This is a genomic window from Azospirillaceae bacterium (assembly GCA_028283825.1).
Classification (GTDB): Bacteria; Pseudomonadota; Alphaproteobacteria; order Azospirillales; family Azospirillaceae; genus Nitrospirillum.
On sequence record JAPWJW010000001.1, the window covers coordinates 160475 to 174570 of the forward strand.

At 65.8% G+C, this 14096-nt stretch carries 13 protein-coding genes; 7 read left to right on the forward strand and 6 right to left on the reverse strand.

Annotated elements, in window-relative coordinates:
• Positions 1-20: 20 nt before the first annotated feature.
• From PW843_00475 to PW843_00500, 6 genes are all read right to left on the reverse strand, one after another.
• On the reverse strand, positions 21-236 hold the full coding sequence (locus PW843_00475; GenBank protein ID MDE1145081.1) for a hypothetical protein: 216 nt from the start codon (positions 234-236) through the stop codon (positions 21-23).
• A 14-nt stretch (positions 237-250) separates the two neighbouring features.
• The gene (locus tag PW843_00480; GenBank protein ID MDE1145082.1) at positions 251-853 is read right to left on the reverse strand and encodes an HAD-IIIA family hydrolase; all 603 of its coding nucleotides are present in this window, start codon (positions 851-853) and stop codon (positions 251-253) included.
• A gap of 188 nt (positions 854-1041) precedes the next feature.
• The gene (locus PW843_00485) at positions 1042-2679 is read right to left on the reverse strand and encodes a hypothetical protein (GenBank protein MDE1145083.1); all 1638 of its coding nucleotides are present in this window, start codon (positions 2677-2679) and stop codon (positions 1042-1044) included.
• Entirely contained in the window at positions 2676-3410 is a 735-nt protein-coding gene (locus PW843_00490; GenBank protein MDE1145084.1) for a class I SAM-dependent methyltransferase, read from the reverse strand. Before PW843_00490 ends, PW843_00485 begins: the two co-directional genes overlap by 4 nt.
• Before the next feature lie 15 nt (positions 3411-3425).
• Positions 3426-4160: a transaldolase gene (locus PW843_00495; protein ID MDE1145085.1), complete on the reverse strand. Its 735-nt coding sequence runs from the start codon at positions 4158-4160 to the stop codon at positions 3426-3428.
• Positions 4161-4506: 346 nt separating this feature from the next.
• Complete coding sequence (locus PW843_00500; protein ID MDE1145086.1) at positions 4507-5109, reverse strand: SIS domain-containing protein; 603 nt, start codon at positions 5107-5109, stop codon at positions 4507-4509.
• 359 nt (positions 5110-5468) lie between these two features.
• Between PW843_00500 and PW843_00505 the strand changes: the two genes are divergently transcribed.
• The 7 genes from PW843_00505 (at position 5469) to PW843_00535 (ending at position 14095) form a co-directional block, all read left to right on the forward strand.
• Positions 5469-5624 carry a hypothetical protein gene (locus tag PW843_00505; protein MDE1145087.1) on the forward strand — a complete coding sequence of 52 codons (156 nt, stop codon included), beginning with the start codon at positions 5469-5471 and terminating at the stop codon, positions 5622-5624.
• Between the two features lie 155 nt (positions 5625-5779).
• On the forward strand, positions 5780-6370 hold the full coding sequence (locus tag PW843_00510; GenBank protein ID MDE1145088.1) for a tetratricopeptide repeat protein: 591 nt from the start codon (positions 5780-5782) through the stop codon (positions 6368-6370).
• Between the two features lie 373 nt (positions 6371-6743).
• Complete coding sequence (locus PW843_00515; protein ID MDE1145089.1) at positions 6744-7616, forward strand: LOG family protein; 873 nt, start codon at positions 6744-6746, stop codon at positions 7614-7616.
• Positions 7617-7641: 25 nt separating this feature from the next.
• Entirely contained in the window at positions 7642-9234 is a 1593-nt protein-coding gene (locus PW843_00520) for an MBL fold metallo-hydrolase (protein ID MDE1145090.1), read from the forward strand.
• An 18-nt stretch (positions 9235-9252) separates the two neighbouring features.
• Entirely contained in the window at positions 9253-10248 is a 996-nt protein-coding gene (locus tag PW843_00525; protein ID MDE1145091.1) for an efflux RND transporter periplasmic adaptor subunit, read from the forward strand.
• Complete coding sequence (gene rbbA, locus PW843_00530) at positions 10245-12962, forward strand: ribosome-associated ATPase/putative transporter RbbA (protein MDE1145092.1); 2718 nt, start codon at positions 10245-10247, stop codon at positions 12960-12962. The genes PW843_00525 and rbbA overlap by 4 nt, the downstream gene beginning before the upstream one ends.
• 5 nt (positions 12963-12967) lie before the next feature.
• Complete coding sequence (locus PW843_00535) at positions 12968-14095, forward strand: ABC transporter permease (protein ID MDE1145093.1); 1128 nt, start codon at positions 12968-12970, stop codon at positions 14093-14095.
• Position 14096 lies beyond the last annotated feature (1 nt).

A 14096-nucleotide genomic window follows, 5' to 3' on the forward strand; every position in this document is an offset into this window, starting at 1 on the left:
TTCCTAAGGATTAGGGATGCCTATGCATCCACGCAGGCGGTTTGGGTCACGCCGGTCGAATAATGCAGATCGATGTTGCGTTCTGCGGCGCTGGCCGCAACGGTCGCCGCGCGCCAGTGAACTTCCCGATGGCAGGAAAGAAAGTTCACGCCGACGATACCAAGCCCTAGGAGGACAGGAGCCCCTAACCCACCGGCCGGTAGCGCCTTCGTTTTCCACGGCTCTTCCGCCATCATTCCCTCCGTACACATCATAGGGCGCCCCGGGTATCGCCCGTCGATAGGATCGCCTCGATAGCCGCCGACAGGCTGTCAACGACCAGATCAGGACAGCCGCCGGCGCTGTCACCGGTGCCGTGGTCGATCATGATCGTGCGGCACCCGACGGCTTGACCGGCGACAATGTCGCTGGCGCGATCACCGACCATCCAGCAGTCAACGAGATCAGCAATTTCCAGGCCAAGTGCCGCCGCCGCCTGCAACAGCAGCCCTGGCGCCGGCTTGCGGCAAGCGCAGCCCTCCTCCTGGCGGTGGGGGCAGATGAAAATGCCCGTGATTCCGATCTGCGCGGTCAACATCTGGTGCATCCGATCCAGGGTGGACCAATCCATCAGCCCATTTCCCAGGTCCGGCTGATTGGTGACCACCGCCACCTGCCAGCCGGCCGCGCGCAGCTCGGCGACTGCGGCGCCCGCGTTGTGATAAAGAGAAAATTCCGCCAACTGCCGTGGCGCAAGGTATCGGCCATCACGCACCACGTTGCGCACCAGGACGCCATCGCGATCCAGGAAAACCATCTTGGCCGTCATGTCGAACGGAACCTCCGCGACAGCGGGAGCCCAACCCGCGGCCATCGAGCGGGCACACATGCCTCATCGGCTTCGACGGCATCGCAGGCGCTGATCACAGACGCCGGCTCCGTCCCCACATGGGGATAGGGAAAGGTGGTTCCGCGCGCCGTCACCTTCCAGTCCCCCGGAATGGCGGGCGCCCGACGCTGTGCCCAAGCGGCTGCGACAACAATGACAACGATAATGTCATCTTATCCCCCGGCCAGAAGCGTCATGACATGCCCCCGCGACGTGGCGTTGACCGCCCGCATCATGGCGATCAACCTCTGTCCGCCCAGCCGCAGATGTTCACGATCCACAGCCCCGAGGCGCTGGGGTAATGTTGGAAGGTCCGCAGGTGCGACAACCAACCCCGCACCGTAGGCGCGGACCAAATCGGCCATGAATTGGAACTGGGGGTCGATCAGGACGGGCAGACCACACGCCAGGTAGGTGGTGAACTTATTGCCAATGCCGACGCGGGACACGGGTTCGGCGTCCGCCTCGTCGCCATGCATGATGTGCCATCCCCAGCCATAGTCCGGCAGGCGCTGGATCATGCGATCGAATGGCAGCCCCGGGTGATACCGTAGCAGTTGTCCCGCACCAGCCAAGGCGTGGTAGGGCGCGAACAGCGCGTCATGCCCCGGCAAGCGGTGAGCGGCATTGAAGAGATCGATCCTTAATCCAGAGTCCGCCGGCAGCCGCTGGATCATCTCGACATAGCGCATGTCCAGATGATCGCTTTCCTGGTCGACAGTCGACGGTATGGGAAGCGTGCCCGCGAAAATGATCGCCTCGGGATCGGGCGTCCCTGCCACCGGCAACGGGAGGTCGACCCGCGGATAGATCAAGCATTGCGGCGCCCCCAATCCATGGCAGGCATCTTCCCACAGGAGCCCGCCGTTCTTCACCAGGACCAGATCGCAGAGTTCAAGGGATGCCAATTCAGAAAGACGGGCGAGATAAATATCCTCGGCGTCGCAATCATACGCCCGCATCAGCTTCTCATCGGTCAGCATCAGCGTCTGATCATACATTTCCTGCACGACGACGATGTCGGGGTGGCGCAGCTTTAGCCAGCCACTGAGGAACTGGCCTGCAAAATGCGCTGATACCCGGACATAGACGCTCCGCAGGGGCAAACTCCTGATCAACGCATCCAACAAGGTCAGCGAGAGATGCGCGTCGAAGAGCGGAAAATGGTCATCAAGCCGGCCAGCCTGCGGGGATTCCGGTCTACCGAACCAGACATGCAAGGTCTTGTCCCGCGGCAGGGCGTCCAGCTCGCAATCGCGCAGCAACGACCATTGGGGCTCCGCGCAGGACACCACAAGGTGTTCAATACCCCTGCCCTGCCAAGAACGGATTTCGGGCATGTGCTGGGCAAGAGCGAACGCGACATAGTCAGGGTCGGCGAGGACGTCACGGATGTGGGACGGCGCGCATCCCAGCTGATGGAGGGCTGCCGCTATCGACTGCCCCCTGTGGTGGTGCAAAACCAGGATGCCATCCACCACCTGTGCGGATGCGGCCTCAGGCGGCAGGACCGGCCGGCCACAAAATTCTCCGATATCCTGAGCCCGGCGATCGAGAAAGCCTTGAATCTCGACATCGGACCGATCGGAGACGGCCTGGCACAGTGTCGCCCCCATGGTTCCAGCGCCATAAATGACGTACCGCCCCGCAGGAAGGCGCTCCCGCGCCCAGGCAGCAAGCGTTTGCTGGTCACGGGGCGCGCTGTAAAGCCGCTGAAGTGTGGGCAGCGCCTGCGCGAAAGCCGCCAGGGTGGCCTTGCCGTCGAGCTCCGCCCGCAGGCGCTGGAGCGGCCATGGCAGATCCCCAGTCATCGATTACCTGCGCCGCCTGATTCCAAGGCCGGCGGACACCGGGGGCCACAGCCGATGGCCAGAAGATACTGCGCCATCCGGCCGTATCCGACGTGCAGAACCTCGTCATTCATGGAAAAGACGAAAACAGTGTGGAAGTGCTCGGCCATCGTAGCGCGGAGTTGCTCCAGCGTCTGGCAGTTGACATGCCCCTCCTTGCTAATGGGCGAGGCGTAGGCCTGGCTCTCCAGGGACGGCATGCCGATGATCAGACTACCCTGGGGATCCAACGAATCCACGAGATGGCCAAGGAAACGATGCTGAAGCTCCGGCTGAATATGCTCCAGCACATCCAGCGCGTAGATGCCCCGCCACCGCCCCGGTGGCGGGCCATCCAGGACATCGTGCCTGAACACCCCGGCGAACGGCCAATCCACCTCAGCCCTGGAATTGATGTCGTCGATGAAGGTCTGGTCGAAATCGCAAACAGAGAGCCTTTTCACGGCTTGCTGAACGATCCGGCTGGGGAATGCGTCGCCACAACCAACTTCAAGAACCTCGTCCCATCCGTCGAACATCTTCGCCACGAACTTATAGCGGGCCAAGGTGAACCCCAGCCTTCTGGGGTCATCGTGCCAAGTCTGGTTCATCATCAGACCCAGCTTGCTCCGGCCGACTTGGTCATCAATATCGAGGAGGCGCTGATACTGCGCTTCCTTCGTGGTCGGCGGCACTGTGTTGGAATTGGTCAAGGCTTCCCCTCCCAATCAGTGTGAGCCGGACGTTGGGATGCTGAAGCCGGCGCTGCTGGCGTCGCGGTAGAACATCTGAACGGTCTCCAGCGAATACTGGTCCAGGTCCTTACCCACCAACGACAATTTGGCCAGGACATCATGGGTTACGGTGATGATATGGCACCCGATATGGTCAGCCTGGAAGATATTCAACAGTTCGCGGGGGCTGGCCCAGATCAACTCCGCGCGGGGTAAATCGCGCAGGATTTCGACGGCTTCCGCCATCTGCGGAACCGGATCCCGACCGGTATCGGCCACGCGGCCGGCGAAGACCGAAACGAGCGCCGGGACATCGGGCTGGAGGCAGTCGCGAACCTGTCGCACTTGCTCGTTCGTCATCAGGGCGGTGACGTTGACGGTCACACCGGCTGACGACAAGCGTCGGATCACCGGGCCAGTAAATTCCCCCTGGGTGTTGGTGATCGGGATTTTGACGTTCACGTTGGCACCCAACGCCGCGATGACCAGAGCCTGCCGCTCCATCCCGTCGAAGTCATCGGCAAAGACCTCGAAGGACACGGGCCGGTCCGGCACCAGATCAAGGACACTACGCGCGAAGGCGATGTAGTCCGTGATTCCCGCCTTGCGCATAAGTGTAGGATTGGTGGTGAAGCCCTTGATCAACGGGTTTCTCGCCAAACTGGCAATCCCTTCAAGGTCGGCGCCATCGGCAAAAATTTTTACCGACAGATCCTCCGTTTGCCGCATGTTCACTCTCCATCTTTTCTTGCCGGCTTTTCTTGCCGATAGGTTGCCGCCTGGGTCTCACAGCCCTGGCTGCGGGTGGCGCACGATCACGATTTGGCCCGGAACAGGCGACCGCCATTTCCGATGGCGTCGGCCTCCAGGGAAGGGATGACGCCGTATCCCACGGATGATATCGGCGAAAAGCGGACCATCGGCGCCCCCGGGCAGAATCCAACGCAAGAAGCACGCCATAAGCCAGGTGATCAGCCGCCGTAGACTGATCCGGTCTCCTGGGCGCCGGGAAATTGATTGCGGGCGATACAGCCCCCCGCGAAGGCATGGGGTGGCGCGCATCGCGGCCCCGGCATCAAGCCGGCCCCAATCCTTCCCACTTGTTCTCTTGGCGCATCAGCACCGGATGACAAACCAGACAGTGCCAGACCACAGCCTGGAACGCCTCGGTATGGGGTGTAACCATCCGCTCATCGACGGTTGGGATTATGATGACGGTATCGCCGCGTTCGGCCGTATGGCCCCCGGCGCGCCCCACGACCCCGAACACCTTCAGGCCACGGGATTTGGCCTCGTCGATCGCACGCACCAGGTTGGTGCTAACGTTGCGCTCGGCGTCACCGCCACCAACGGAGAAAATCAACAGCGCGTCGTCGGAATTGGCGCGGCTCGTCCGGAGCCAGGCAGCGAACACCGTCTCCCACCCCTCATCATTGGTGCGGGCGGTCAGTTCCGATACATTGTCCGTGGGCGCGTAAGCCTCAATTCCGCATAACTTGCGAAAGTCATTGACGGCATGGCCGCAATTACCGGCACTTCCGCCAACCCCCATCAAAAATAGGCGTCCCCCGCGCTCGCGAAGCGCCGCCAAGTCATGGGCGAGGCGGTCTACGGCCGCATAATCAATCCGCTCGGCGATCAGACGCGCCTGGGCGAAATACTGTTCAACATAGCTCATTTGAGCCTGCACCGTTAAGTAATTGGTCCTTCATGACCTACTTGAATCTAGAGCAACCTTCTACGGTGTTCAAGCAGCAAGTTCTCGGCGGCATGGGCTCAGACCATCTGAACTGATGGTGTGGGCGCCGCAGGCAACAAAGCCGAATCATCTCTCGGGAGATCGGCGTCCCTATACCATGCGGTGGGACGTGCCCCCTTCCTCGCAACCGAACTTGGCGAAGGTGCCCACGAACTCGGAAGAGGCCTGTATCGGCAGAAGCCGCAAAGTGTTGATATTCGTGGGACTGTTGACGCTATACTCCACCGCTTTTCCCAAGGAACCGGTATTCCTCAGTGACCAAGGCGGGACCACAAATCATGATGGATCAAGGCCTCAACGTTGCCAGCGGCGAGGCCGGCTTCATCGGCAGCCACCTGGGGGGCGCGTTTTTGGCTGCGGCGCGCCGGGCGGTGGCGATGGACAAGGTGGCGCTGGACAATATCGCCGATGCGGCCAAGGATTGGTTCCGTTAGACTGAAGAGGATGGCCCGGAGAACGGTATGATAATGACCGGAACAAACAGACAAAACGCCCCTTCTTCGTGACTTCCATTAAGAGCCGGCCCCGCATCCAAGATGCGCTGGTGCGTCATATCCGGCCAAAACAGCAGGTGGACAGGATATAATCCATGGATATTGATGGCTGGCGGGACCGCATTCGCCGCTCCACCTTCGCTAATTACCATTTCCACATGGGGGAGGCGCTGGCCCGCGACGGCGCCACCGAGGCCGCCAAAACCCATTACCGGAGCGCCATCGAACTTTATGCGGAAGCGATGGCCCCCCGGCTGCAGCTGATACAGCTTTTGCAACGGATTGGGGACGCCCCGGCGGCTGCCGAAGCCATGTCGGCGGCACGACAGGTGGATCCGGACTTTCCGGCGAGCGGTTATGTCGAGTTGGCCGCAAGCGCGATGGTGGCGGGCAACCCATCCCGCGCCGAGGAGTTGGCACGGGATGGCCTGTCCCAAAGCCCAGACCATCCCGAGCTTTCCGGACGACTGGGATTGGCCCTTTATCGACAGGGAAAAGGCGACGAAGCCCTGGAGCCTTTGGAGCGGGCATGGCGGCGGGGGTGCCAGGATGCGGCCGTGCTGGCGACGCTGAGCACGTTGTTCGCCGAACGGGGGGACAACGCCCAGGCGAGTGCCCTGTGGTCCCGCGCCCTTGAGGTGAATCCCGATCTGGAGGCCGAACGTGCCGCACTCGGCCTCCCTTGAGGCCCCAGCGCCGCCGCCCCCTGAGAACCCGGCCCACAAATAAGCTGAGTGATATCAGTCGCTTGTGATTCGTTCGGTTTGCGAAGACCAGAATGGATCGCAAGCCTATGTGGACTGATACAGCCCATCGTCAGTATCGGCGGGGCCATCTGAAGTATGCAAGCGAGGTCATCCTCGAAAGGTGGAACTGCGGTCGGTTGTGCAGGCGATTTTCCATGTGCTGGAAGACGGCTGCCAAGACAGGTCCAGGCGCCCGAATTGCGGCTTGAACCAATTGCGACCGGAGATTGAGGTGGATCATTTTGCCAACGACCGGGATGGCGAATAGTTAGGTCATGAACGGATGGGCCGGACAGGTGCTGGAACCATCCGAATGATCGTGACAAGGACGCCCGCCACCATGTCCCGCGATGTGCCAGAGCCCAAGCCCGCCAACCGGGCGCAAATGGCGTCCCCGGCCTACCGCCTTCCCATCCTGGACCCGGAATTCCTGCTGGGCGACAGCATGCGCGGCGCCCGCCTGATGCTGGAATATGAGAAGGCGGAGGAAGGCCTGCGGACCTGGGGGGTGCGTTCCACCCTGGTCGCCTTCGGCAGCGCGCGGGTACGCCCGACAGGTTCGGCACCAGCCACGACGGAAGAGGTCGCGCGCGCCGCGGAATTCCCCGGCGCGGATCGCTGGTATGCCGAGGCCCTGGCCTTCGGCCGCCTGGCGTCCCTGCGCGGCGGCGCGCTGGACGGTGTGGCGGGCGGCGTGCGCGACAACGTCATCGCCACCGGCGGCGGGGGCGGCCTGATGGGTGCCGTCAACCGTGGCGCGTGGGAGGTGGGCGCCCCCAGCATCGGTTTCAACATCGCCCTGCCGCAGGAGCAGGAGCCCAACCCCTACACCACGCCGGAACTGACCTTCCAGTTCCATTACTTCGCCATGCGCAAGCTGCACTTCGCCATGCGGGCGGCCGGCCTGGTGATCTTCCCCGGGGGTTTCGGCACCCTGGATGAGATGTTCGAAATCCTGACCCTGCGCCAGACGGGCAAATCCCCTGCCATTCCGGTCGTGCTGATGGACAAGGCCTATTGGACGCGCGTCCTGGACTTCAGCACGCTGGCCAGGACCGGCATGATCTCCCCCCGCGATCTGGAGCTTTTCAGCTTCGCCGACGATGCGGAGGGGATATGGCGCGCCCTGCTGGCGCACGGCCTGAAGGTGCCCCAATCCCCTTCCCCCAGCACCCCCGCCGCCTGACATTCCCAAGCCTGAGGCCTGCCCCATGATCCCCACCGTCACCTTCCACGGTGCCGCCGGCACCGTTACCGGTTCGTGCAGCCTGATCCGCCACGACGGCGGCGTCCTGCTGATCGATTGCGGGCTGTTCCAGGGGCCGAAGACGGTCAAGGAACTGAATTACCGCGATTTCCCCTTCGATCCCGCAGAGCCTGCGGCCCTGGTGCTGACCCATGCCCACATCGACCACAGCGGCCTGGTGCCCAAGCTGTGCCGCCAGGGCTTCCGGGGGCCCATCCACTGCACCGCCGGCACCCGCGACCTGCTGACCTTCATGCTGCCGGACAGCGGCTTCATCCAGGAAACCGAGGTTGAGCACCTGAACCGCCGCAACCGCCAGCGCGGCCGGGCGGAGGTGCAGCCGATCTACACCCGCAAGGATGCGGAAGCCTGCCTGGACCAACTGATGCCCGCCGGCTACGGCGTCTGGGTGGACGTCATGCCCGGCGTGAAGATCCGCTTCTGGGACGCGGGGCACCTGCTGGGCTCGGCTTCCGTGGAATTGCGGGTGGCGGGTGACGGCGGGGACCGGACGCTGCTGTTCTCCGGCGATCTGGGGCCGGGCGACAAGCCGTTCCACGGCTTGCCCGAGGGGCCTGCCGGCGTGGACTGGGTATTCTGCGAGTCCACGTACGGCGGCACCGTCCGTCCGCCGGTGGACAATGAGGAACGGCGGCGCCAGCTGGGCGTGGAGGTGGCCGCGGCCCTGAAGACCGGTGGCGCCCTGCTGATCCCGGTGTTCGCGGTGGAGCGGACGCAGGAGCTTTTGTACGATTTGGACCTGCTGATGGACGGCGGCGCCCTGCCGCGTGCCGACATCTTCCTGGACAGCCCCCTGGCCGTGAACGTGACGGAGGTGTTCCGCCAGCACCTGCCGGACATCAACCACGCCGCCGTGGCCAACCCGTTCGACCGCCCCTATTTCCACCCCGTCACGGAGGTGGATGACAGCAAGCGCCTGAACCGCCTGGGCGGCGGGGCCATCATCATGGCGGCCAGCGGCATGTGCGACGCCGGCCGCATCCGCCACCACCTGAAGAACCATCTGTGGCAGCGCGACACCACGGTGCTGTTCGTGGGCTACCAGGCGCCGGGCACCCTGGGCCGCCTGTTGGTCCAGGGTGCCCGCCACGTCCGCATCCAGGGTGAGGAGATCGAGGTGCGGGCCCGCATCCGCACCCTGGACAGCTATTCCGGCCATGCCGACCAGGCCAACCTGCTGGCTTGGCTGGCGGCGCGCGGCCCCATCCGGGGCGGCGTCACCCTGATGCACGGCGAGACGGCGCCCCGCCAGGCACTGGCGGACGCCCTGGCCGCCACCGGCCTGACCGTGCCCATCCACCAGCCGGCGCTGGATGAAACCATCGTCCTCGACCCCGGCAAGGCCGAGCGGGTTCCGGCGGCAGCACCACGCCTGGCCGCCGTGCCGGAGGAGGACTGGCACAACCTCTACGCCGCGACGGTGCTGGACCTGGGCGAGGCCCTGCGCGGCGCCGACGACGCCCGGCGCCTGGCCCTGCTGCACCGTATCGCCGCCCTGCTGAAACCCGAGACCGGCGCCCCGGCATCCAACCGCTGAGCCAGGAGGACGGCCCCCATGCGTTTCCTGAAGTTCCTGTTGGCGCTGATCCTTTTGGCGGGTACCGCCAGTGGCGGCTACGTGTACTGGCTGCGTTCCCAGGGCAGCAAGCTGCCGGCGGGCTTCGTCTCCGCCGATGGCCGCATCGAGGCGCAGGAGGTGGACATCGCCGCCAAATATGCCGCCCGCGTCCTGTCCATCGCGTTCGAGGAGGGGCAACTGGTGCAGACCGGCGCCATCCTGGCCCGCCTGGACGTCCGCGACGTGCAGTCCCAGTATCGCGCCGCCCAGGCCACCCTGGCCCAGGCCAGGAAGACCCGGGACCAGGCGGCCAGCCTGGTGGTGCAACGGCAGAGCGACCTGGATTTCGCCAGCAAGGAGATGAACCGGGCGACGGAGCTGTTTTCGCGTGGCAACGTCTCGCAACAGCGGGTGGACACCAACCGCAACCAATTGCGCAGCGCCAGCGCCGCCCTGCAATCCGCCAAAAGCGGCCTGAGCGCCGCGGACGAGGCCATCCACGCGGCGGAGGCGGACGCCGACCGGATGCGCGACTTGGCGGACGACGGCATCCTGCGGGCACCCGTCACCGGCCGCGTCCTCTACAAGCTGGCGCAGCCGGGCGAGATGCTGGGCGCGGGCGGCAAGGTCGCCACCCTGCTGGACCTGTCCGACGTCTACATGACCTTCTTCCTGCCCACCGAATACGCCAACCGCGTGGCCCTGGGCGCCGACGTCCGCCTGCTGCTGGACGCCCTGCCTGGCCTGGCCATCCCGGCGTCCGTCAGCTTCGTGGCGCCCAAGGCGCAGTTCACGCCCAAGCAGGTAGAAACCAGGGCGGAACGTGACCGCATGATGTTCCGCCTGAAGGCCCGCATCCCCCAAGCCCTGGTGACCGGCCATATCGAACAGGTGAAGACCGGCGTCAGCGGCACGGCCTATGTCCGCCTGGATGCGCAAGCCCCCTGGCCCGACTGGCTGCAGTCGCGCCTGACCGGGCCGGCGGCAAAATGACGGCATCCCCGCCGCCCGCCGTACGCGTCGCGGGTGTCAGCCACCGCTATGGCCGCACCCAGGCGCTGGACGCCGTGGAATTGGTGGTGCCGGCGGGCGGCACCCTGGCCCTGATCGGCCCCGATGGCGTGGGCAAGTCTACCCTGTTGGGCCTGATCGCCGGCGCCAAGCGCCTGCAACGGGGCGACCTCGCGGTACTCGGCGGCGACATGGCGCGCGGCCGGGACCGCCGGCGCCTGCAACCCCGCGTCGCCTTCATGCCCCAGGGCCTGGGCCGCAACCTCTATCCCGACTTGTCGGTGCGGGAAAACCTGGAGTTCTTCGGCAAGCTGTTCGGGCAAGGCACGGCGGAGCGCCGCCGCCGCATCGCGCATCTGCTGGCGGCCACCGGCCTGGCCCCCTTCCCCGACCGGCCGGCGGGCAAGCTGTCGGGCGGCATGCGGCAGAAGCTGGGCTTGTGCTGCGCCCTGATCCATGACCCCGACCTGCTGATCCTGGATGAGCCGACCACCGGCGTCGATCCCCTGTCGCGCCGGCAGTTCTGGGACCTGATCGACGGCATCCGCGCGGACCGGCCGGGCATGACCCTGCTGGTGGCCACGTCCTACATGGACGAGGCGCAACGTTTCGACCGGGCGGTGATGATGGACGGCGGCCGCGTCCTGGCCGACGGCACGCCGGCCGACCTGATGGCGCGCACCGGCACGACCGACCTGGAGGCGGCCTTCGTGGCGCTGCTGCCGGCGGACCGGCGGGGACCGGGCGCAGCACCACCCGTGCCGCCGCTGCCCCCCGGCCGTGCGATCGCCATCGAGGCGCGCGAACTGACCTGCCGCTTCGGCGATTTCGTCGCCGTCGACCGGGTCAGCTTCGCCATCCCCAAGGGGGAGATCTTCGGCTTCCTGGGCTCCAACGGCTGTGGCAAGACCACCACCATGAAGATGCTGACCGGCCTGCTGCCGGCCAGCGCCGGCACGCCCCTGCTGTTTGGCCAGGCGGTGGATCCTGGTGACATCGCCACCCGCCGGCGGGTCGGCTACATGGCACAGTCCTTCTCGCTCTACGGCGATCTGTCGGTGGCGCAGAACCTGGACCTGCACGCCACCCTGTTCGGCCTGACCGGCAAGGCCGCCGCGGAGCGCATCGCCGAGGTGGTGGCGGACTTCGGCCTCGGCCCCTACCTGCCGGCGCTGGCCGACAGCCTGCCGCTGGGCGTGCGCCAGCGCCTGTCCCTGGCGGTGTCGGTGCTGCACAAGCCGGAAGTGCTGATCCTGGATGAGCCCACCTCGGGCGTGGATCCGGTGGCGCGCGACGCCTTCTGGCGGCAATTGACCGCCCTGTCGCGCGACCAGGGCGTCACCATCTTCGTCTCCACCCACTACATGAACGAAGCAGCGCGCTGTGACCGCGTCGCCTTCATGCAGGCCGGCCGCGTGCTGGCGGTGGGCGCCCCGGAAGATTTGCGCCAGGCCAAGGGCGCCGCCAGCCTGGACGACGCCTTCGTCGCCTATATGGGGGAGAACGCGGCCGCCGAACCGGCCGCACAGCCGGCGCCCCTGGCCCCGGTGGAAACCGCGCCGGCCGCATCCGGCGGCTTCTCCCTCCGCCGGCTGTCGGCCTACGCCCTGCGCGAGGGGCTGGAACTCAGGCGCGACCCCGTCCGGCTGACCGTCGCCCTGCTGGGCACCCTGATGCTGATGCTGGTCTTCGGTTTCGGCATCAACTTCGATGTGGAGAACCTGCGCTACACCGTGCTGGACCGCGACCATTCCCCCCTGTCGCGCGCGGTGGTGGAGGCGTTCTCCAGCTCCCGTTATTTCCAGGCGACACCACCAGCCACGGATGCGGCCCAGGCGCTGAGGCGGCTGCAGGCCAACGACGTGGCCCTGGTGGTGGACATCCCGCCGGATTTCGGCCGCGACGTGAAGAAGGGCACGCCGACCGAGGTGGCGGTGCGCATCGACGGCGCCATGCCCTTCCGCGCCGAAACCATCGAGGGGTATGTCGAAGGCCTGTTCAGCCGCTTGCAGGAGGATTGGCGGACGGAGGCCGGCATCGACGCCGCCCCCGGCCTCAGCCTGGTGCCGCGTTTCCGCTACAACCAGGCCTTCCGCTCCGCCGATGCCATGGTGCCCTGCGTCATCGGCCTGCTGCTGGTGTTCATCCCGTCCATCCTGACGGCCCTAGGCGTGGTGCGGGAGAAGGAACTGGGCTCCATCACCAACCTGTACGTCACGCCGGTGTCGCGACTGGAGTTCCTGCTGGGCAAGCAGGCGCCCTATATCGCCATCGCCCTCTTCAACTACGCCATCATGGTGGTCATGGCCCTGGTCATCTTCCAGGTGCCGCTGAAAGGCAGCCTGGCGGGCCTCAGCCTGGGGGCGCTGGCCTATGTCATGGCCACCACCGCGCTGGGCCTGCTGGTATCCTGCTTCGTCGCCACCCAGACGGCCGCCGTGTTCGGCACGGCCATCGCCACCATGCTGCCGGCCATCCAGTTCTCCGGCATGATGCAGCCCGTCTCCACCCTGTCGGGCATGCCCCACCTGCTGGGCGCCGTCTTCCCCACGACCTACTTCGTGAAGACGGTGGTGGGGGCCTTCACCAAGGGGCTGGGCTTCACGGACCTGATGCCCTTCATCCTGACGCAGGCCGCCTTCTTCCCCGTCCTGGTGCTGGCGGCCGCCGTGCTGCTGCGCAAGCAGGAGGCGTGAGGCCCATGACCTTCCTGCGCAACCTGCTGACCCTGGCGCGCAAGGAACTGGCGGGCCTGCTGCGCGACCGCTTCATGCTGTTCTTCGTGCTCTACGCCTTCACCGGCATGATCTATCTTCAGGCCACCGGCATCAGTCACGAACTGCGCAACGCCTCCATCGCCATCGTGGATGAGGACCAGTCGCCCCTGGCGCTGCGTTTCCGGTCCGCCTTCCGCAAGCCGGACTTCCAGGCCCCGGCCCTGATCACCAAGGGCGAGGTGGACCGGGCCATGGCGGAGGCGCGCTACACCTTCGTGCTGGATGTGCCGCCGAACTTTCAATCCGACCTGCTGGCCGGCCGGGGGGCCGAACTGCAAATCCTGGTGGACGCCACCGCCATGATGCAGGCCGGCATCGGCGCCGCCCAGATCCAGTCGGTGCTGAGCGACGAGGTCACCCGCTTCCTGGCGCGCGACCGGACCGCCACCACGCCGGATGCGGTCAGTGTCCAGTTGCGCTTCGCCTTCAACCAGACGCTGGAAACGACGCGCTTCACCGGCCTGATGGCCATCCTGTTCAACGTCACCATGCTGTCGGTGCTGCTGACCGGCGCCGCCGTCATCCGCGAGCGCGAGCACGGCACGCTGGAGCACCTGCTGGTCATGCCCGTGCGCCCGCTGGAGATCATGGGCGCCAAGGTGCTGGCCAACGGCCTGGTGGTGCTGGGCATGACGGCGCTGTCCCTGGCCGTCATCATCCGCTGGGCCCTGGGCATCCATCTGGCGGGGTCCCTGCCACTGTTCATGATGGGCACGGCCGTCTATCTGTTCTTCACCACCGCGCTGGGCATCTTCCTGGCCACGGTGGCGCGGTCCATGCCCCAGTTGGGCCTGCTGTTCATCCTCATCGTCCTGCCCCTCAACCTGCTGTCCGGCGGCAACACGCCGCTCGAGAGCATGCCGGTGTGGCTGCAGCACATCATGCAATTCTCCCCCGCCACCCAGTTCGTGGCCTTCGCCCAGGCCATCCTGTACCGGGGGGCCGACATCACCCTGGTGTGGCCGCATTTCGCCGCGGTGGCGGGCATGGGGGCGCTGTTCTTCTGCCTCAGCCTCTGGCGCTTCCGCCGCCATCTGGCGGCCGTGCACTGAC

Coding starts and splice junctions, on each gene's coding strand:
- PW843_00475 (MDE1145081.1), bottom strand. CDS start 236: ATGATGGCGGAAGAGCCGTGGAAAACGAAGGCGCTACCGGCCGGTGGG.
- PW843_00480 (MDE1145082.1), bottom strand. CDS start 853: ATGGCCGCGGGTTGGGCTCCCGCTGTCGCGGAGGTTCCGTTCGACATG.
- PW843_00485 (MDE1145083.1), bottom strand. CDS start 2,679: ATGACTGGGGATCTGCCATGGCCGCTCCAGCGCCTGCGGGCGGAGCTC.
- PW843_00495 (MDE1145085.1), bottom strand. CDS start 4,160: ATGCGGCAAACGGAGGATCTGTCGGTAAAAATTTTTGCCGATGGCGCC.
- PW843_00500 (MDE1145086.1), bottom strand. CDS start 5,109: ATGAGCTATGTTGAACAGTATTTCGCCCAGGCGCGTCTGATCGCCGAG.
- PW843_00505 (MDE1145087.1), top strand. CDS start 5,469: ATGATGGATCAAGGCCTCAACGTTGCCAGCGGCGAGGCCGGCTTCATC.
- PW843_00510 (MDE1145088.1), top strand. CDS start 5,780: ATGGATATTGATGGCTGGCGGGACCGCATTCGCCGCTCCACCTTCGCT.
- PW843_00515 (MDE1145089.1), top strand. CDS start 6,744: ATGATCGTGACAAGGACGCCCGCCACCATGTCCCGCGATGTGCCAGAG.
- PW843_00520 (MDE1145090.1), top strand. CDS start 7,642: ATGATCCCCACCGTCACCTTCCACGGTGCCGCCGGCACCGTTACCGGT.
- PW843_00525 (MDE1145091.1), top strand. CDS start 9,253: ATGCGTTTCCTGAAGTTCCTGTTGGCGCTGATCCTTTTGGCGGGTACC.
- rbbA (MDE1145092.1), top strand. CDS start 10,245: ATGACGGCATCCCCGCCGCCCGCCGTACGCGTCGCGGGTGTCAGCCAC.
- PW843_00535 (MDE1145093.1), top strand. CDS start 12,968: ATGACCTTCCTGCGCAACCTGCTGACCCTGGCGCGCAAGGAACTGGCG.